Source organism: Cupriavidus sp. WKF15 (assembly GCF_029278605.1).
In the GTDB taxonomy this organism is placed as follows: Bacteria; Pseudomonadota; Gammaproteobacteria; order Burkholderiales; family Burkholderiaceae; genus Cupriavidus.
The window spans coordinates 1,474,397-1,493,020 of record NZ_CP119573.1 but is presented as its reverse complement, the minus strand read 5'-3'; the positions used below and the strand labels follow the sequence as shown (position 1 = coordinate 1,493,020).

Here is an 18,624-nt window from a genome sequence, read left to right as displayed (position 1 = left end):
ATGACACCAGCAGATCTCAGCCTCGATCTGGAGCAGTTGCCCGCGCCGCTGCCGCTCTGGCATGGCCTGGTCGGGCAGGATGACTGGTCCGCAACGGCCCGCGCGGTGGCTGACGCTGGCGGGCGCCTGGTCGCGCTATGGGGCGTCGACCGGCTTGCCATCGGCGGTACCTTGGCGGCATGTGCAGCGTACGCCGTGCCGCGAGGACTGATATGGCTCGAATTACGCCTTGATGGTGCCGCGCCCGTAGTGCCGGATCTCAGCGGCGTATTCCCAAGCGCGGACCGGATGCAGCGTGCCATGACCGACCTGGTGGGTATCGCCGTGCAGGGCAGCCGTGATGTCCGGCCCTGGCTGGACCACGGCCTGTGGCCGCCTGGGCCGCGGCCGCTGCAAAGCGGCGCGCAGGCGGGTGTGGCCACGGCCGGCAAACTGCCTGCCGACTATCCTTTCGTGCGTGTGGAGGGAGATGGGGTGCACGAGATTGCGGTCGGCCCGGTACATGCCGGCATCATCGAACCCGGTCACTTCCGCTTTTCCGTGGTCGGCGAGAAGGTGCTGCGGCTGGAAGAACACCTGGGCTACACGCACAAGGGCATCGAGCGGCGTTTCACCGAACTGGCACCGCTCGAGGGCTGCCGGCTGGCCGGAAGGGTCTCGGGCGATTCCACCGTGGCTTATGCCTGGGCCTACTGCATGGCGCTGGAGTCCGCCTGGGACTGCGCGCCCGCGCCGCGGGCAAGCTGGCTGCGCGCCCTGATGCTAGAGCGCGAGCGGGTGGCCAATCACCTGGGCGACCTGGGGGCGCTGGGCAACGACGCGGGGCTGGCCTTCGGCCTGGCGCAATTCTCGCGCCTGCGCGAAGACTGGCAGCGGCTGTCCGCAGAGGCTTTCGGCCATCGGCTGATGATGGATGCCGTGGTACCAGGCGGCGTTGCGCAGGACTTGACGCCCGCCATGCTTGAGCGCCTGCGGCAGCAGTGCGACCGTATCGAGCAGGAAGTCCGTACCCTGCGCGCGGTGTACGACGAGCATGCCGGACTGCAGGACCGTTTTCTTGGGGCGGGCCGCGTGTCGCCGCAGCTTGCTGCCGAGCTTGGGCTTACCGGCCTGGCAGGGCGTGCCAGCGGCCGCGCGGCGGACCTGCGCTGCGACTACGCCTGGCTGCCCTACGACGCGTTGGCAGTGAAAATGGCCACCCACAGTGCCGGCGATGTCGCCGCCCGCGTGGCGGTGCGATTCGACGAAGTGTTGGAGTCGCTGCGCCTGATCCGGGCCATCTGTACAGACATGCCGGAGGGCGCCGCGCGAATCGTGCCGCAGGCGCCCGGCACCGCCACGATCGGGGCGGGATGGGTGGAGGGCTGGCGTGGGGAGGTCTTCGTCTCGCTCGAACTTGCCGATGACGGCCGTATCCTGCGCTGCCATTGCCACGACCCGTCGTGGCAGAACTGGCCGGTGCTCGAGCACGCCATCATCGGCAATATCGTGCCGGACTTCCCGCTCATCAACAAATCATTCAACCTCAGCTATTCGGGGCACGACCTCTGATGTGGCAAATCCTCAAGCAGATCGTCCGCACCGGCATCGTCACCGAGCCTGCGCCGCCTTGCGCGGAGGGTGAGGCTGCCTCTGTTCAACACATCCACCAGGAACTGCTCGACATTCTCGGCCGGGCATTGACGATCCGCCAGGTCGACGCCGGCTCGTGCAATGGCTGCGAGCTGGAGATCCATGCACTCGGCAACCCCTACTACAACATCGAAGGCCTGGGCATCAAGTTCGTCGCCAGCCCGCGCCATGCCGACATGCTGCTGGTGACCGGACCCGTCTCGCGTCATATGGAAGAGGCCCTGCGGCGCACCTACGCGGCGACGCCCGAACCAAGACTGGTGGTGGCGACAGGCGATTGCGCCTGTACCGGCGGGATCTACGGGGAAAGCTATGCGAGCTGCGGCCGCGTCGCCAACGTCATCCCGGTCGACTTAGCCGTGCCAGGCTGTCCACCGCCCCCCATCGAGATCCTGCGCGGAATTCTGAACGCCGTGCGACGGCGGCAGACCGGTTCCGCACGGCGCTAGCGCGATTGCCCGTTCTACTACGTATCAGTGTCAGCCGCCTTCCTTCGCCATCCTGGGCGTGCCGACCCTCGGCCTGGTGGCGTAGTCCACCTCGTGCTCCTGCAAATAGTCGCGAATCAGCTGGCGAACAACTTGAGACGGTGTCTGGTCCTGGGCGGCACACAGCGTCTCAAGGGCCTGTTTCTTCACCGGATCGATTAGTACGGTCAGGCGGGCAGTCTTGGATTCCATACGTGCTGGAGTGTCATTGTGTGATAACTGCATTATCATTACATACAACTACGACGCCCGCCACGCTCACCCGATGCCATACCGCCATGCCTCTGAGAGTCCAATCATTAGACGCGTGCCGAGTAATACACAGGCGAAGCCAGCACGTAGGCGTCCTGGAGTTCACTATTCTTCAATGAGGACACAGTGGTAGAGGTGACGTTAGAGGCAACTGCCAGGGACGGATTTCAAGGACGCAATTCGGCGCGACTGGCTTTCACGGCCAATCAGTTCGAGTGCGAGATCCGACTCACCAACGGCCCCTGGATCGCGAACGCCAAGAACGTGCTTGAGGTCATGCGCCTGTCCGCCCGCGTGGGAACACACCTGTGCATCCAGGCGGACGGCGTGGACGAGGCCGCCGCGATCGTCACCATCGCCGCCTTGCTCAGGGGGGAAGCGCTCCCCAGACCGCGCTAATGGAAACCGACAGATGCTCGCCGACCGCTCCTCGTTTGAGGCTTATCTGAAATTTCTTGCCGAGGCGACCAACGACGGCACGCCGCAGGTGCTGGAAACCCAGCACGCCCTGTCGCTGCATTTCGACGCGCTGGCTACCCAAAGCTTCATGTCGCGCAAGGACCCCGACAAGCTCGTGCTGGGATATACCCGGACGATGATGGGATTCCTGCTGTTGCACCCGACTCCAGCCAGAATCTCGATGATCGGCCTGGGTGGCGGTTCTCTTGCCAAATATTGCTACCGGCATCTGCCCAACACCACGATTGTGGCGATCGAAATCAACCCGGCGGTCATTGCCCTGCGCGAGCAGTTCCAGATCCCGCCGGACGACGAACGACTCGAGGTGGTCTGCGCGGATGGCGCCGAATATGTCGCGAACCAGAATGCGCGGCCGGACGTGATCCTGGTGGACGGGTTCCTGGCCGACGGCATGCCAGTGCAGTTGGGCACGGCTGACTTCTATGCGGCCTGTCATGCACGCTTGAGCGATACGGGCGTGCTGGTCGCCAATTTCCTCGAAAGCGATCCCGATATCCCGCTCTATCTGGAGGAAGTCAGCACCGCGTTCGGCAATTCGATGTCAATTTCCCTTTCGGAGGACAGCGCCAACTACACGCTGTTTGCCTGGAAGGGCGCGCACAGGCTGCCCTCCCTGGACACGCTGATGGCGCGGGCGCGCATCCTGGAAACGGCGCATTCACTGAAACTCACTACGGCTGCCCGCCGCCTGAAGCGCGGCGAGCAGCTTGCGTCGGATCGCGCCGCCTGGCATAAGCTGGCAAGGCCGCAGATTCTGTCCTGACCTCCCCCTCTCGCGCACAGCCCCCTGATCAACGCGACCATGCCAATCCTGTACTTGCGCAGGCTCACCGGGAAGGAGCGCAATCCCGGAATCAATCGGCAACTGGCCTGCTACCTGGCCTTTGTCGCCGGGGCGACCAACGCGGGCGGGTTCCTGGCTGTGCAGCAGTACACCTCGCACATGTCGGGCATCGTGTCCGCCATGGCCGACAACCTGGCGCTTGGCAGTTTCTGGCTGATGCTGGATGGCCTGGGGGCCCTGCTGTCGTTCCTGGCGGGCGCGGCCTGCTCGGCGGTGCTGATCAACTGGGCCCGGCGCGAGAGGCTGCATAGCGAATATGCATTGCCGCTCATGCTGGAGGCCGCGCTGCTGGTGTGTTTTGGCCTGCTCGGCGGCAATCTCGAGCACCACGAATGGTTGTTTGTACCAGCAACGGTCATGGTGCTCTGTTTCATCATGGGCTTGCAAAATGCCATGGTCACCAAGCTGTCGAACGCCGAGATCCGCACCACGCACGTGACCGGCATGGTCACCGACATCGGCATCGAGCTCGGCAAGCTGTTCTATTGCAACCTGTCCAGAGCCGATCCTGGCAAGCCACTGGTGCTCGCCAATCGGCACAAGCTGCGGGTACTCATCACACTGGTCGCATTGTTCTTTGCCGGTGGCGTGATTGGCGCGCTGGGGTTCAAGCACGTCGGGTTCAGCGCCACGCTTGCGCTGGCAGCCCTGCTGGTCGCGCTCGCTGCCGTCCCGGTCCTGGACGATGTGCGTCTGCACTTGTGGCGCCGTGATCTTCTGCCTCATCTGCTCGCACGGTCCCGGCGCTGGGCGCATGCAGTCAGGCAGGATGTGCATGCGGTATGGCTGGCCGCCCAGGATCCCCGCACACCATGGTATGCGAAGGCGATTGCCTTGCCGGTCTCCGCCTATGCCTTGTCACCCATTGACCTGATTCCTGATTACATTCCGGTGCTTGGCCATCTGGACGACATGGTGTTGGTGCCTCTCGCCTTGCTGCTGGCAATACGATGGATTCCGGTTGACGTGATGCGCCAGCATCGTGCAGCCGCGGCAGAGGCCGCAAATCGCCCCGTCAGCTACGCTGCGGCGATGTTGATCGTAGCGCTCTGGATTATTGCCGCAATGTCGGCGTCGATCTGGCTCGTGCGGCATCTGCCCGGCCGTTGATGTACCTGCAAGAGATCGGCCCCCGCTTCTGATGACCGGCTGCCTGAACCTGCGCCAATGAATAGTCAAAAAATCAGATTTCTTCGCTCGCGAATTCCCACATTCGAGTGCACCCCTGGATGTCATGACTGTTGTGGTCCCGTGACAACGTCGTCGGAAGAGATGTCAAGGCTTCCCGTCAAGAGTGAGGCCGAGCACGAGGCTGCGCTAGCAAACCTGAGCTGCCCTCATCTTGATGCCAGGGGTTGCAGCGTGTATGCGGAGCGTCCGCTGATTTGTCGCTTGTTTGGCACCACCCCAAGGCTTGCCTGTCCGAACGGAAACAGGCCGGACAAAATGATCGACCCGGACATCGAACAAGAGATTCAGCGCTTCTTTGCAGAGACACGTCACGTGCTGGTCTGAAGCAGGAGCCAGCGGTCCGCCATGGACGATGCGTGCCCTGCCCCGTGACCTGACCAATGCGGCCCCTGCATCCCGCACCCCAGTCAGGGATTTCCTCTATGTCAAATGCTGCCCGCAGGCCCCGCAGCAGCCCGCTATTTCGCCCTGCGGAATACTAGGCCGGTTTCCTTGACTGGCCCTTTGGCCCTATGCAAAAGTCGTTGAAAACGAACGACCGTGCGGGAATTATCGCTTCCACGCAACGGCGTCGCCGGCCACGACCGGCACCGCGGCGCAACAGCGCAGACCGCATCGCATAGGAGACAAACCATGCAGCATCAGCAGTACGCACCTGTCCGCGAGCACGGCACTCGATCGGCGCACCGCGCCAATCCGGACCCGGCATCGCTTGCGGCGGCCCGAGCCCTCGACTGATCCCCACTTCCGCATGCGCGTCGGCCCAAGGCTGCCGCCATGAATCCGCGCGCCCGCTTGCGGCCGGCGCGTGCCCTGTTTCGTGAACCGCACGAGGTGAGCCTGTGGCATTGTTCCTTCAACAGATCCTGAACGGCCTGACGCTGGGCGGCGTGTACAGCCTGGTGGCGCTTGGCCTGACGCTGGTCTACGGCATCCTGCACGTGCCGAACTTTGCGCACGGCGCGTTCTACATGGCCGGCGCCTACGTCTCGTACTACCTGATGACGTCGCTCGGCATGAACTACTGGCTGGCGATGCTCGGCGCGGCGGTGGTGGTCGCGATGCTGTCGATGCTGGCCGACCGGCTGGTGTTCCATCCGCTGCGCAACGCGCCCGAGCTGCACGACATGATCGCGGCCATCGGCATCCTGCTGTTCCTGGAAGCCGGCGCGCAGGCACTGTGGGGCGCGGATTTCCACCGCATGCCGACGCCTTACGGGCAGGTCGTGGACCTGTTCGGCCTGACCGCGCCGCTGCAGCGCCTGCTGATCATTGCCGCCGCGTTCGCGCTGATGGTGCTGCTGCACCTGTTCCTCACGCGCACCATGACCGGCGCTACCATCATGGCCATGGCGCAGAACCGCGAAGGCGCCGCGCTGGTCGGCATCGACGCGACGCGCGTGACGCTGCTGGTGTTCGCCATCTCCGGCGCGCTCGCCGCCATCGCCGCCACGCTCTACGCGCCGATCAACCTGGTCTACCCGAGCATGGGCAACCTGGTCATCACCAAGGCCTTCGTCATCATCATCCTGGGCGGCATGGGCAGCATTCCCGGGGCCATTGCCGGCGGGCTGATCATCGGCATGGCCGAAAGCTTCGGCGGCTTCTATGTATCGACCGACTACAAGGACATCATCGCCTTCGTGCTGCTGGTGGTGATCCTGTCGATCCGGCCGCAAGGCCTGTTCGCCGGCAAGGCGGCCTGAGGAATACGACCATGAAAGCACTGCAAGGAAAGACCGGCTGGACCCTGCTGCTGGCGCTGGCGATTGCGTTCCCCCTGATCGCGCCCAACAGCTACTACCTGACCGTGATGACGCTGGCCTTCATCTACGCCATCGCCACACTCGGGCTGAACCTGATCACCGGCTACACCGGCCAGCTCAATCTCGCGCATGGCGGCTTCATGGCCATCGGCGCCTACACGCTGGGCATCCTGACGGTCGACCACCAGATGCCGTTCTGGCTGGCTTTCGCGCTGTCGGGCGTGGTCAGCATGGCGGTCGGCTATGTGGTGGGCCTGGTATCGCTGCGACTGAAGGGACACTACTTCTCTATCTTCACGATGTGCATCGGCTACATCATCTATCTGCTGATCGAGAAGTGGGAAAGCCTGACGCACGGCACGGTGGGCCTGATCGGCATCCCGGTGCCGGCGGCGATCGGCCCCGTCACGTTCGACAGCGTGCCGGCGCAGTACTACCTGGTGCTGGCCTTCCTGGTGACCGGCACCTTCCTGATGCACCGCATCGTCACCTCGCTGCTGGGCCGCAGCTTCATGGCCGTGCGCAACAGCGACGCGCTGGCCGAGGCGCTCGGCATCAACCTGATGCGCACCAAGGTGCTGTCGTTCGTGCTGTCGGTCGGCTACGCCGGCTTCGCGGGCGCGCTCTACGCGGGCCAGGTGCGCTTCCTCGGCCCCGATATCGCGCGCACCGACCTGACCTTCGACATGGTGATGGCAATGCTGGTCGGCGGCACCGGCACGCTGTTCGGGCCGCTGCTGGGCGCGGTGCTGGTGCCGTGGGTCACGCAGACGCTGCAGTTCCTGCAGGACTACCGCATGCTGGTGTTCGGCCCGGTGCTGATCCTGCTGATCATCTTCTTCCCGGACGGCATCGTCGGCTCCTGGCTGAAGAAGCAGGCGCGCAAGGCCGCGGCCGCGCGCCGCGGCAACCGCCAGCCTGCCTCCCCCGCTGCCTCCCCCGTAGCCACCCCCGCTGGAGCCGACCGTGCTTGAGATCCGCAACCTGACCAAGAAATTCGGCGGCCTGACCGCGGTCAACGATGTGTCCGTGACCTTCGAGCAGGGACATATCAACGCCATCATCGGCCCCAACGGGGCCGGCAAGACCACCTTCTTCAACCTGATCGCCGGCACGCATGCGCCGAGTTCGGGCCAGGTCCTGTTCAAGGGGCAGGACGTGGCCGGCCTGCGCGCCGACCAGATCGCGCGGCTCGGCGTGGCGCGCACGTTCCAGGCGACCGCGCTGTTCGACCGCGCCACAGTGCTGGACAACCTGATCGTCGGCCACCGCCTGCGCACGCGCTCAGGCCTTGGCGACGTCCTGTTCAACACGCGCCGCCTGCGCGAGGAGGAGCGGCTGTGCCGAGAGAAGGCGGAAGCGGCGCTCGACTTCGTAGGCCTCACGCACCTGGCCCACGAGATCGCCGCCGACATCACGCAGGAAGCGCGCAAGCGCGTGGCCTTTGCACTGGCGCTGGCCACCGACCCCGAACTGCTGCTGCTCGACGAACCGGCCGGCGGCGTCAACCCGGAGGAAACCGTGGGCCTGGCCGAACTGATCCGCAAGATGGTCCGCCACGGCAAGACGGTCTGCCTGATCGAACACAAGATGGACATGATCATGCGCCTGGCCGACAAGATCATGGTGCTGAACTACGGCGAGAAGATTGCCGAGGGCACGCCCGCGCAGATCCAGCAGGATCCGCATGTCATCGAAGCCTACCTGGGAGCCGACCATGTTGCAGCTTGAACGCGTCTCGCTGTCGTATGGCAGCTTCCGTGCCCTGGACAACATCACCCTGCATGCAGGCGCCGGCGAGCTGGTGGTGCTGCTCGGCGCCAACGGTGCCGGCAAGAGCTCGATCTTCCTGGCGCTGAGCGCGATCCACCGCATCAGCAGCGGCAGCATGCGCTTCGACGGCCGCGAGCTGTCGGGCATGAAGCCGTCGCAGATCGTGCAGGCGGGGCTCGTGCATTGCCCGGAAGGCCGCAAGCTGTTCCCGGCCATGAGCGTGGAGAAGAACCTGACGCTCGGCGCCTACGTGCATCGCCGCGATGCCGCCGGCATGCGCAAGACGCTCGAAGAGGTGTACGAGATGTTCCCGATCCTGCGCCAGAAGCAGGACGACCCCGCGGGTTCGCTGTCCGGCGGTCAGCAGCAGATGGTCGCGCTCGGCCGCGCGCTGATGAGCCGTCCGCGAGCGCTGCTGCTCGACGAGCCTTCGCTGGGCCTGGCACCGCTGGTGGTCAAGCAGATGTTCGAAATCATCCAGCGCATCAACCGCGCCGGCACCACGGTGCTGCTGGCGGAACAGAATGCCTATGCGGCGCTGGGCATCGCGCATCGGGCCTATGTGATCGAAAGCGGGCGCATCGTGATGGAGGGGGACCGCGATTCGCTGTTGAAGGACGAGGGCATTCGCAAGGCATATATCGGCGGCTAGGAAGCCGCGCTTCTATCAAGCTGGACCAGCGCAGTAAGCATCCATAAAGGAGACAGACATGCAGAGCAACACCTTCCGCCGACTCTTCCCGCTCGCGGCCACCGCCGTCGCCGCCATGCTGGCCTCGGGCGCGGCACTGGCCCAGGAGGTCGTCAAGATCGGCTACACCGGCCCGCTGTCGGGCGGCGCCGCGCTGTATGGCAAGAACGTGTTGTCGGGCGTGCAGATGGCCGTGGACGAGATCAACGCCGCCGGCCTCGAGGTCAAGGGCAAGAAGGTGAAGCTCGAAGTCGTGGCGCTCGATGACAAGTACTCGCCCGCCGAGGCCGCGATCAACGCGCGCCGCCTGGTGCAGCAGCACAAGACCACCGCCGTGTTCGTGCCGCACTCGGGCGGCATCTTCGCGCTGCAGGCCTTCAACGAGCAGGAGAAGTTCCTGGTCATGGCCTATTCGAGCGTGCCGCGCATCACCGATGCCGGCAACAAGCTGACCATCCGCATCCCGCCCGCCTACACCGGCTACATCGAGCCCTTCGTCAAGGCGCAGATGAAGCGCTACGGCAAGAACGTGGCGCTGACGCCGGCCGACCACGACTACGCCAAGGCCTGGGTGCAGGCCTTCGTCCCGGCCTGGGAAGGCGCGGGCGGCAAGGTCGTCGGCAACAACCCGATGTCCTATACCAAGGCCACCGACTTCTACAGCGGCGTGTCGCGCGCCATCACCGACAAGCCCGACGTGATGTTCATCGGCGGCCCGTCCGAGCCGACCGCGCTGGTAGTCAAGCAGGCGCGCGAGCTCGGCTTCAAGGGCGGCTTCATCATCATGGACCAGGCCAAGATGGACGAGATGGCCAAGGTCACCAACGGCCTGGCCATGCTGGAAGGCTCGATCGGCGTGCTGCCGCTGGTCAACGACGGCCGCCCGGCCGCGCAGAGCTTCAATGCCAGGTACAAGAAGCTGCACGACGGGCGCGATGCCACGACCGAGATGTCGCTGAACTACACCATGGTGTATGCGTTGGCCGGTGCGATGAAGCTGGCCGGCACCACCAGCGATGCCGCGGCGATCCGCGCGAAGATGCCGGATGCCGTCAAGGCGCTGCCGAAGGACGCCAACCCGAACGAGGTGGAAGGCATCGATGCCAAGGGCGGTTCGGTCGCCGACACCGTGGTAGGCTGGGTGCAGAACGGCAAGATCTCGCCGGTCCGCCTGTCGGAACTGGCCAAGTAAGCCGGCGGACATAGCAACACGGGCCGTCAGGGGACACCCTGACGGCCCGTGTTGCTTTGCCCGGTTGCGGACCGGCTAGCGGCCGTCGCCGTCCCGCTGGCCGTTGCGGGCCTCCATGTGCCCGCGATCCTGTTGCGCGCGCTGCTGCTGGCGCTGCTGGTCCATCTGCTGCTGTTGCTGTTGCTGCTGTTGCCGCTGGCGTTCCTGCATCTGCCGCTGCTGGTCCTGCTGATGGCGCTGCTGCTCCTGCATGGCACGCTGCTGTTCCTGCATCGCGCGCTGCTGTTCCTGCGCGGCACGCTGCTGCTCCATCTGCTGGCGCTGTGCGGCCTGCTGCTGGCGCTGCTGCTCCTGCATCGCGCGCTGCTGTTCCTGCGCGGCACGCTGCTGCTCCATCTGCTGGCGCTGTGCGGCCTGCTGCTGGCGCTGCTGCTCCTGCATCGCGCGCTGCTGTTCCTGCGCGGCACGCTGCTGCTCCATCTGCTGGCGTTGCGCGGCCTGCTGCTGGCGCTGCTGCTCCTGCATGGCGCGCTGCTGTTCCTGCGCGGCACGCTGCTGCTCCATCTGCTGGCGCTGTGCGGACTGCTGCTGGCGCTGCTGCTCCTGCATGGCGCGCTGCTGATCCTGCGCGGCACGCTGCTGCTCCATCTGCTGGCGTTGCGCGGACTGCTGCTGGCGCTGCTGCTCCTGCATGGCGCGCTGCTGATCCTGCGCGGCACGCTGCTGTTCCATCTGCTGGCGTTGCGCGGACTGCTGCTGGTGCTGCTGCTCCTGCATGGCGCGCTGCTGATCCTGCGCGGCACGCTGCTGTTCCATCTGCTGGCGTTGCGCGGACTGCTGCTGGCGCTGCTGCTCCTGCATGGCGCGCTGCTGATCCTGCGCGGCACGCTGCTGTTCCATCTGCTGGCGTTGCGCGGACTGCTGCTGGTGCTGCTGCTCCTGCATGGCGCGCTGCTGATCCATCTGCTGGCGTTGTATCTCCTGCCCCTGCCGCTGCGCATCCGGCGCCTGCGCCATGCCACGCGCCTGGTCAGGTCGCGTGCTCAGGCCCCGGCCATCGGCGTGACCGGCCTGTTGCAGTCGTTGTTGTTCCTGCATCTGCCGCTGCTGATCCATCTGCTGGCGCTGCATTGCCTGTTGCTCGCGTTGCATCTCCTGCCCCTGCCGCTGCGCATCCGGCGCCTGCGCCATGCCATGCGCCTGGTCTGGTCGCGTGCTCAGGCCCCGGCCGTCGGCGTGACCCGGCTGTTGCTGGCGTTGTTGTTCCAGCATCTGCCGCTGCTGATCCATCTGCTGGCGCTGCATCGCCTGTTGCTGGCGTTGCATCTCCTGCCCCTGCCGCTGCGCATCCGGCGCCTGCGCCATGCCTCGTGCCTGGTCCGGCCGCGTGCCCGGCCCGCGGCCTTCGGGGCCCTGCGGCACGCGTCCAGGAGCTGCCATTGCCGCCTGGCTCATGCGCACCTCGGGTACGGCCGGCGCGTTGGGGTGCCTTGACCGCATGTCGCCGCCGCGCCATGCCGGGCCGGCTCCGGGCACAACGCCGCCCTCGCGGGCAAAACGCCGGGCGAGTTCATCCTGCGCCGGGCGGCCAGGCGCGCGCGCAGCGATTGCCTCCCGTTCAAACCCCTGCCGCGCCTGCGGCGGCAGCTGATGGACCGGGGCGGCACCAAGCAGGCTGCTCTTGACCGGCGCCACGGGCGGCGCCCCCCTGGCTTCGCCAGCCGGCAGATTGCGCCATTCCGCGCGATGCATGTCGCGCGGCACGGGCCGGCCCTCGACAAAATTGCGCGCCGGCATTCCCGTGATGGCGCCCGGCACATCGCGGTTAAAGCGCGGCTCGCCGCGGAGCCGTTCATTGATCGTGACGTTGTTGACCGTCACCTGGTTGATCTGCGTAATGTACGCCGGGCTGGCCCGGTAGACCGGGCGGTACACATCGCGCGGACCAAGCGGGTACCAGGCGACACCGGGCCCGCCGCCAATGCTCACGCTCCAGTTGGGGCCGCTTGCGCCGACGAAGGCGACCAAGGCCGGCGCATAGCACGGCCGCGGCACATACGGGCCCGGCACCCAGCCCCAGCGGTTGCCGATATGCGCCCAGCGGCCATAGTGGAACGGCGCGAACCCCCACGGCTCGTCGTCAACCCAGGTCCAGCCCCACGGCGCGATCCAGGCCCAGTGGCCCGTGCTGTACGGCGCCCAGCCGGTGTCCACCACGCGCGGGAACCAGATCGCCCCATAGCCGGGGTCTTCCTGCCAGTCGCCGTAGTCATCCAGCGCGGCGTAGCCAGTCATCTCTCGCGGCACATAACGCGCCGAGCGCGAGGCGTCCTCGCGCGCATCGCGCGCGGCGGTCCAGCGGTCAAAGGCATCGCCCGGCGGAATACCGCCCGAACCCGCATCGGCCAGGTCGGTGCCGGCAAAGCTCATCTGCTCGCCGCGCCGCATTTCCAGCGAGCGGTTGTCGCCATAGATGACGGCGCGGCCATGCCGCATCGTCACGGTGGTGGTGCTGCCGTCGGGCGCTACGTCCAGCCTGTAATCACCCGGCTCGCGCGGCACGAAGGCCAGGTTGGGCGTATCGACCTCGACCGACTGGTCGGGCGGCAGCGCCCGCACCCGCAGCTGCAGCGTGCCTTGCGTCAGCTTGACCTGGGTGGCGTTGTCATCGAGGTTCAGTACGCTGGCGGCGGTCGCACCGCCCAGGCGGATGGCCGTGGAACCGGCGTGCAGTTCAGCCCGTCCGCCGTTGTCCACCCACAGGCGGTCGCCTGTTGTGATTGGACGGTTCAGCCTGGCCGCGGCCCAGTCGTCGGATCCGGCAGGCGCGAAGCTGAGGTTGCCTTGAACGTCTGTCAGGGTCGCGATGCGCGACGAAGGATCCGTCTGCCCGACTTGCGCGGTGGGATCGCCCAGCGGCGATGGCTGGGCCTGCGCGGGCCATTGCACGAGCGCCAGGGCGAGTCCGGCCGCCACCGCAAGCAGGCGCAGCCGGCCGGTTGCCGGCACACGGGGAGTGCCGCGGTCGGCGCCATCGAATCTAGGGAAAGGAGGCATGGCTGGAAATGATGGTTGAAGGGCCCCAGTCACGCGGGACCATCCTGTTATCAGTGTAGATATCCCAACCAACGCGCACCGGCACCGGTAGCGCACAGGACTTTGTAAGCGGGTATTTCGCCGCGCCGCAGCGCAATCGGCCCCGCACCGCCTCAACAGGCGCCACTGGCGCGGATGGCGCGCGCGCATCCTGCCGGGAGCCGGCCAGAGGCGGTGAAAGCTGGATACAACTCCGTGGCCTGTCCCCGGGGACGCGCCGCAGGCGAAAGGAAATGGATCAGCGGGTTTCCTGATTGCGCAAGTGCTCGGAAAGGCGCTCCGCAGGCATCGGGCGGCCGTAAAGGTATCCCTGCGCCTCCCAGCAGCCGTTGGCCAGCAGGAAGTCGCGCTGCTCCACCGTTTCGACGCCTTCGGCCACGACGTCGATCTGCAGGCTTTGCCCGACGTTGATGACGGAGCGGACGATGGCGGCATCCACCGGGTCCTGAGTCACGTTACGCACGAAGGACTGGTCGATCTTCAGCCGGTCCACCGGGAACGACTTGAGGAAGCTCAGCGAGGCGTAGCCCGTGCCGAAATCGTCGCAGGTCAGGGTCACGCCGTCGCGCCGCAGCGCCTGGAGCTGGTCGGACACCTCGTCGCCCTGCTGCAGGGCGATGGTCTCGGTGATCTCGATCTCCAGGCTGGTCGGCGGCAGCTCCAGGGCGCGCAATACGTGGCGCACCTCGGTCACCAGGCGGCTTTCGGCCAGCTGCGCCGCGAACAGGTTGATGGCCACGCGCGGTGCCTGCGGCAATGTCAGCGCCCACGCCCGCGCTTGCGCGCAGGCGGTCTGCAGCAGCCACATGCCTACGTCGCTGGCCACGCTGCTGGACGCCAGCGCATCGATGAAGCTGGCCGGCGCGAGCAGGCCGCGCGTCGGATGGCGCCAGCGCAGCAGCGCCTCGGCCCCCAGGATGCGGCCATCGCGCAGGTCGACCTGGGGCTGGTAATGCAGTTCGAACTGGCGCTGCGCGTACGCCTCGTGCAGCGCCTGGACCAGCGACAGCCGCGTGGTCACGTCCTGCCGCATCTGCGGCTTGAAAAACCGGATGGTGCGCCCGCCATCGTGCTTGGCGCGGGCCAGCGCCAGGCTGGCCGCCGCGAGCGCGTCCGACGCGAGATCGCCGGCAGCCGGCAGCACGCAGGCGCCGATGCTGGCGAGCACGTGGTGGCGGCGCCCGCTGTACTCGTGCGGGGCGGACAGCATGGAAAGAATGGCGGCGCCGACGTGCCGCACCAGGGTCGGGTCCGAAATGGAAGGCAGCAGCACCGAGAACTCGTCGCTGCCGATGCGGCCGATCACGGCATCGCGCGGCGATGCGTCGCGCAGCCGGCGTGCCACGCCCTGCAGGATCAGATCGCCCTCGGCATGGCCATGCATATCATTGAAGGCGCGGAAATCGTCGATGCCGATCAGCAGCAGCGCGCAACGGGGCACGGCCTCGCTATGAAGGCGCGCCTCCAGCCGCTTTAGGAATCCCCCGCGATTCCCGACCCCGGTCAGCGGATCGGTCTCCCCGTCTGGCGAAGCGCCAGCCGCTTTCGCCCCCGACTTGGCCACCATCCCTGCCTCTTTTGCAATTATCGACATTGTTACCAGATCTGCGATTCTGGAAGTGTGACGAAAACCATGAAAAAAGCAAGCGCTTCAGGCATTCCAGCCCGCGCGCCAATGCGGCGTAGCAACGCCCGCCCCCTGAGCGGCGCGCAACGTTGAAACCGCCCCGGCGTTACAGTACCCTACCGCGCATCGCCGCACAGCCGGCCCGGCGCCGGGCGCGGCGGCTGCCGCTGAAGAAGAACGAAAACGGGAACCGAGCCTTGAACCACTGGACCATCCGCAATCGCATCCTGGCAAGCTTTACCTTCATCCTGCTGGTCATGGCACTGATGGGGGTTGTGGCCTACAACCGGCTGTCGTCGATCGAGCGGGAAACCACCCTGATGCTCAAGGACGCCCTGCCGGGCCTCGACCACAGCACCAGCATCCGCGGCGCCTGGGGCGAGATCTATGTGCTGGCCTGGGAAACCGTCAAGGCCACCAGCGACTCCCAGCGCCAGGCCTACCAGAAGCAAGTCGCCGATGTCCGCCAGCGGCTGGACCGGTTCGAGCAGCAGTACGAGACCACCATCACCCGCGACAATGACCGCGCCAACTTCGGCCAGTACAAGGCGGCCAAGGCCAGGTTTGAGCAGGTGGCGCTGCCGCTGCTGGAGCCGGCAAGCTGGAAGGGCAACGAGGCTGCGGAAGCGCTGCTGCGCGGCGACGCCAACCACGCATGGGCGGAGGTGCGCAAGCTCGCGCAGAGCATGGTGGACGACAACAATGCTGTCAACGAGCGCGCGGCGCGCGGCATCAACGACGCGGTCGGCTCGGCCAAGGTAGGCATCGAGGTGGCCCTGCTCGTGGCGGTCGCGGTAGCGGCCATCTGCGGCTATCTGCTCTTGCGCGCGATTACCGTGCCGATGCGCTCCATTGTCGGCCTCCTGGCCGGCATCCGCGGCGGCGACCTGCGCCTGCGCATGGCGCTGAAGCGCGGCGACGAGTTCCAGGACGTCGAGGAAGGCTTCAACCAGATGACGGGCGAGCTGACCTCGCTGGTCGGCCAGGCGCAGCGCTCCGCGATCCAGGTCACCACCTCGGTCAACGAGATTGCCGCGACCGCGCGGCAGCAGCAGGCCACCGCCACCGAGACCGCCGCCACCACGACGCAGATCGGCGCCACGTCGCGCGAGATTTCCGCCACCGCGCGCGACCTGGTCCGCACCATCAACGAAGTCTCGAACGCGGCCGAGCAGGCCGCCGGGCTCGCGGGCACGGGCCAGGTCGGGCTGTCGCGCATGGAAGCCACCATGCAGCACGTGATGGACGCGGCCGGCTCGGTCAATGCCAAGCTCGCCACGCTCAACGAACGGGCCGGCAATATCAACCAGGTGGTCACGACCATCGCCAAGGTGGCGGACCAGACCAACCTGCTGTCGCTCAATGCCGCGATCGAGGCCGAGAAGGCCGGCGAATACGGCCGCGGCTTCTCGGTGGTGGCCACCGAGATCCGCCGCCTGGCCGACCAGACCGCGGTCGCCACCTACGACATCGAACAGATGGTGCGCGAGATCCAGTCCGCAGTGGCCGCCGGCGTGATGGGCATGGACAAGTTCTCGGAAGAGGTGCGCCGCGGCATGTCCGACGTGACCCAGGTGGGCGACCAGCTGTCGCAGATCATCGGGCAGGTGCAGTCGCTCGCGCCGCGCGTGCAGATGGTCAACGAAGGCATGCAGGCGCAGGCCGGCGGCGCCGAGCAGATCAACCAGGCGCTGATGCAGCTGTCCGAAGCCGCGCAGCAGACCGTCGAGTCGCTGCGCCAGTCGAGCCTGGCCATCGACGAGCTGACGCTGGTGGCCAATGAGCTGCGCAGCGGCGTCTCGCGCTTCAAGGTATAGCGTCGTGGGGCGGGAGGCCGTGCGCCGATGAAGCTGTTCCTGCTGTTCCGGCTCGGCAATGACCACTATGCGCTCGATGCCACCGAAGTGGCCGAGGTCCTGCCGCTGACCGCGCTCAAGCAGATTCCCGGCACCCCCGCATGGGTGGCCGGCGTGCTGTCGCGGCGCGGGCAGCCGGTGCCGGTGATCGACCTGTGCGCGCTTGCCACGGGCGCCGCCTCGGCGCAGCGCACCAGCACGCGCACCGTGCTGGTCGATTACCGGCGCCGCGAAGGCGATGCGCCGCGCCTGCTCGGGCTGCGTCTGGAGCATGCCACCGAGACCCTGCGCTGTGCGCCGGAGTCGTTCGTCGATGCTGGCATCCATGCCGGCACCGCCCGCTACCTGGGCCCTGTGCGCCATGACGAGCAGCGTGGCCTGGTGCAATGGGTGCGGGTCCACGCGCTGCTGCCCGACGACGTCCACGCCATGCTGTTCGACGCCGCGCGTGACGCTTGCCCGGCGTATTTGCCATGAGCACGGCAACCCATATCGAGGCATTGCTGAAGGCGCGCATCGGGCTGGATGCGAGATCGATTGGCCCCGGCGCGCTCGAACGCGCGCTGCGCGAGCGCCAGGCCGCCTTGCAAGCGCACGATGTAGCGGCTTACTGGAACCTGCTGCACAGCCACCCGGACGAGTTCCAGGCGCTGATCGAAGCCGTGGTCGTCCCCGAGACATGGTTCTTCCGGCACCGCGAGGCGCTGCTCGCACTTGGGCGCTTTGCGGCCGGGCGCGTGTCCGGCAACCCCCCCCGGCAACTCCGTGTGCTGAGCCTGCCCTGCGCCAGCGGCGAAGAGCCCTATTCGATCGCCATGGCACTGCTCGACGCAGGCATCCCGCCCGCGCGCCTGCGCATCGATGCCCTGGATATCAGCGCACGCGCCCTGGCACGCGCGCGCGCCGCGATCTATGGCAGCAATGCCTTCCGCGGCGCGCCGCTGGATTTCCGCGACCGCTATTTCAAGCCCTGCGCGGGCGGTTTCGCGCTTGACGCGCGCGTGCGCGAACTGGTGCAGACGCAGCTGGGCAACCTCCTCGACCCCGACCTGCTGTCCGGCGAGGCGCCGTATGACTTCGTCTTCTGCCGCAACCTGCTGATCTACTTCGATGCCGACGTGCAGCGGCGCGCCGTGCAAACCCTGGTGCGGCTGGCTGCGAGCGATGGCATGATCTTCGTCGGCCCTGCCGAAGCGAGCCTGCTCAGCGCGCAAGGCTTGCAGTCCGCCGGGGTACCGCTGGCCTTTGCGTTTCACAAGCCGCTGCCGGGTGAAGCGCGCACTGTATGGCCAATGCAGGGCAGTGCCACGCCCGCAAGGGTGACTGCCAGTGTGCCGCCCCGGCCGGCCGCGCTTCATGCAACCGCTGCGCCAGCGATGCGCACGCCACGGCCAAGCCACCACCGCCCGCAGCCGTCAGCCGGTGAACCGGCTGACGCGCTCGCCAGGATTTCAACGCTGGCCGATCGCGGCGAGCTGGAAGCGGCTACCGCGGCCTGCGAAGCGCTGATTGCCAGCCAGGGCCCGAGCGCCGATGCCTGCTGCATGCTTGGCGTGCTCCATGACGCCAGCGGCCGCGCGGCGAGCGCGCGCGACGCCTATCGCCGCGCGATCTACCTGGACCCGGGCCACCAGGAGGCCCTCTACCATCTGGCCGCGCTGCTCGAATCCGAGGGCGACCACGCCGGCGCCGCGCGCCTGCGCCAGCGCGCACAGCGCCATACCCGTACCGGCTAG

The 18,624-nt window shown here is 66.9% G+C and carries 17 protein-coding genes; 14 read left to right on the top strand and 3 right to left on the bottom strand.

What is annotated here, in order from left to right; translation table 11 throughout:
* Both CupriaWKF_RS24175 and CupriaWKF_RS24170 read left to right on the top strand, forming a co-directional pair.
* Positions 1–1,551, top strand: coding sequence for an NADH-quinone oxidoreductase subunit C (locus tag CupriaWKF_RS24175; protein WP_276100982.1), 1,551 nt, complete (start codon positions 1–3; stop codon positions 1,549–1,551).
* A complete protein-coding gene (locus CupriaWKF_RS24170; protein ID WP_276100981.1) occupies positions 1,551–2,081 on the top strand; it encodes a formate hydrogenlyase in 531 nt (176 codons plus the stop codon). The genes CupriaWKF_RS24175 and CupriaWKF_RS24170 overlap by 1 nt, the downstream gene beginning before the upstream one ends.
* A gap of 30 nt (positions 2,082–2,111) precedes the next feature.
* Here CupriaWKF_RS24170 and CupriaWKF_RS24165 read toward each other — a convergent pair whose 3' ends face one another.
* The gene (locus tag CupriaWKF_RS24165) at positions 2,112–2,312 is read right to left on the bottom strand and encodes a CopG family transcriptional regulator (RefSeq protein ID WP_276100980.1); all 201 of its coding nucleotides are present in this window, start codon (positions 2,310–2,312) and stop codon (positions 2,112–2,114) included.
* Between the two features lie 186 nt (positions 2,313–2,498).
* Between CupriaWKF_RS24165 and CupriaWKF_RS24160 the strand changes: the two genes are divergently transcribed.
* The 9 genes from CupriaWKF_RS24160 (at position 2,499) to CupriaWKF_RS24120 (ending at position 10,309) form a co-directional block, all read left to right on the top strand.
* Positions 2,499–2,771, top strand: a complete 273-nt coding sequence (locus tag CupriaWKF_RS24160; RefSeq protein ID WP_276100979.1) for an HPr family phosphocarrier protein — start codon at positions 2,499–2,501, stop codon at positions 2,769–2,771.
* A gap of 13 nt (positions 2,772–2,784) precedes the next feature.
* Positions 2,785–3,615, top strand: a complete 831-nt coding sequence (locus CupriaWKF_RS24155) for a fused MFS/spermidine synthase (protein WP_276100978.1) — start codon at positions 2,785–2,787, stop codon at positions 3,613–3,615.
* A gap of 39 nt (positions 3,616–3,654) precedes the next feature.
* Complete coding sequence (locus CupriaWKF_RS24150) at positions 3,655–4,806, top strand: DUF1275 domain-containing transporter (RefSeq protein WP_276100977.1); 1,152 nt, start codon at positions 3,655–3,657, stop codon at positions 4,804–4,806.
* Positions 4,807–4,863: 57 nt separating this feature from the next.
* A complete protein-coding gene (locus CupriaWKF_RS24145; RefSeq protein WP_346348607.1) occupies positions 4,864–5,211 on the top strand; it encodes a YkgJ family cysteine cluster protein in 348 nt (115 codons plus the stop codon).
* Between the two features lie 518 nt (positions 5,212–5,729).
* On the top strand, positions 5,730–6,593 hold the full coding sequence (locus CupriaWKF_RS24140) for a branched-chain amino acid ABC transporter permease (protein WP_276100975.1): 864 nt from the start codon (positions 5,730–5,732) through the stop codon (positions 6,591–6,593).
* A gap of 11 nt (positions 6,594–6,604) precedes the next feature.
* Complete coding sequence (locus CupriaWKF_RS24135) at positions 6,605–7,627, top strand: branched-chain amino acid ABC transporter permease (protein ID WP_276100974.1); 1,023 nt, start codon at positions 6,605–6,607, stop codon at positions 7,625–7,627.
* Entirely contained in the window at positions 7,620–8,384 is a 765-nt protein-coding gene (locus CupriaWKF_RS24130; protein ID WP_224079194.1) for an ABC transporter ATP-binding protein, read from the top strand. Before CupriaWKF_RS24135 ends, CupriaWKF_RS24130 begins: the two co-directional genes overlap by 8 nt.
* Positions 8,371–9,078 carry an ABC transporter ATP-binding protein gene (locus CupriaWKF_RS24125; protein ID WP_276100973.1) on the top strand — a complete coding sequence of 236 codons (708 nt, stop codon included), beginning with the start codon at positions 8,371–8,373 and terminating at the stop codon, positions 9,076–9,078. Before CupriaWKF_RS24130 ends, CupriaWKF_RS24125 begins: the two co-directional genes overlap by 14 nt.
* A gap of 58 nt (positions 9,079–9,136) precedes the next feature.
* The gene (locus CupriaWKF_RS24120) at positions 9,137–10,309 is read left to right on the top strand and encodes an ABC transporter substrate-binding protein (RefSeq protein WP_276100972.1); all 1,173 of its coding nucleotides are present in this window, start codon (positions 9,137–9,139) and stop codon (positions 10,307–10,309) included.
* Between the two features lie 75 nt (positions 10,310–10,384).
* On the opposite strand, the gene CupriaWKF_RS24115 is transcribed toward CupriaWKF_RS24120, so the two are convergent.
* Together CupriaWKF_RS24115 and CupriaWKF_RS24110 are read right to left on the bottom strand one after the other, a co-directional pair.
* Positions 10,385–13,366 carry a DUF6600 domain-containing protein gene (locus CupriaWKF_RS24115; RefSeq protein WP_276100971.1) on the bottom strand — a complete coding sequence of 994 codons (2,982 nt, stop codon included), beginning with the start codon at positions 13,364–13,366 and terminating at the stop codon, positions 10,385–10,387.
* A 277-nt stretch (positions 13,367–13,643) separates the two neighbouring features.
* The gene (locus CupriaWKF_RS24110; RefSeq protein WP_276103190.1) at positions 13,644–14,972 is read right to left on the bottom strand and encodes a bifunctional diguanylate cyclase/phosphodiesterase; all 1,329 of its coding nucleotides are present in this window, start codon (positions 14,970–14,972) and stop codon (positions 13,644–13,646) included.
* Between the two features lie 317 nt (positions 14,973–15,289).
* Between CupriaWKF_RS24110 and CupriaWKF_RS24105 the strand changes: the two genes are divergently transcribed.
* Genes CupriaWKF_RS24105 through CupriaWKF_RS24095 form a run of 3 tightly spaced genes read left to right on the top strand, consistent with a single transcriptional unit; the run spans position 15,290 to position 18,624 of the window.
* Positions 15,290–16,849 (top strand): methyl-accepting chemotaxis protein, encoded by a 1,560-nt coding sequence (locus tag CupriaWKF_RS24105; RefSeq protein ID WP_276103189.1) that lies wholly within the window; start codon positions 15,290–15,292, stop codon positions 16,847–16,849.
* A 27-nt stretch (positions 16,850–16,876) separates the two neighbouring features.
* On the top strand, positions 16,877–17,365 hold the full coding sequence (locus CupriaWKF_RS24100) for a chemotaxis protein CheW (RefSeq protein ID WP_276100970.1): 489 nt from the start codon (positions 16,877–16,879) through the stop codon (positions 17,363–17,365).
* Complete coding sequence (locus CupriaWKF_RS24095; RefSeq protein ID WP_276100969.1) at positions 17,362–18,624, top strand: CheR family methyltransferase; 1,263 nt, start codon at positions 17,362–17,364, stop codon at positions 18,622–18,624. The genes CupriaWKF_RS24100 and CupriaWKF_RS24095 overlap by 4 nt, the downstream gene beginning before the upstream one ends.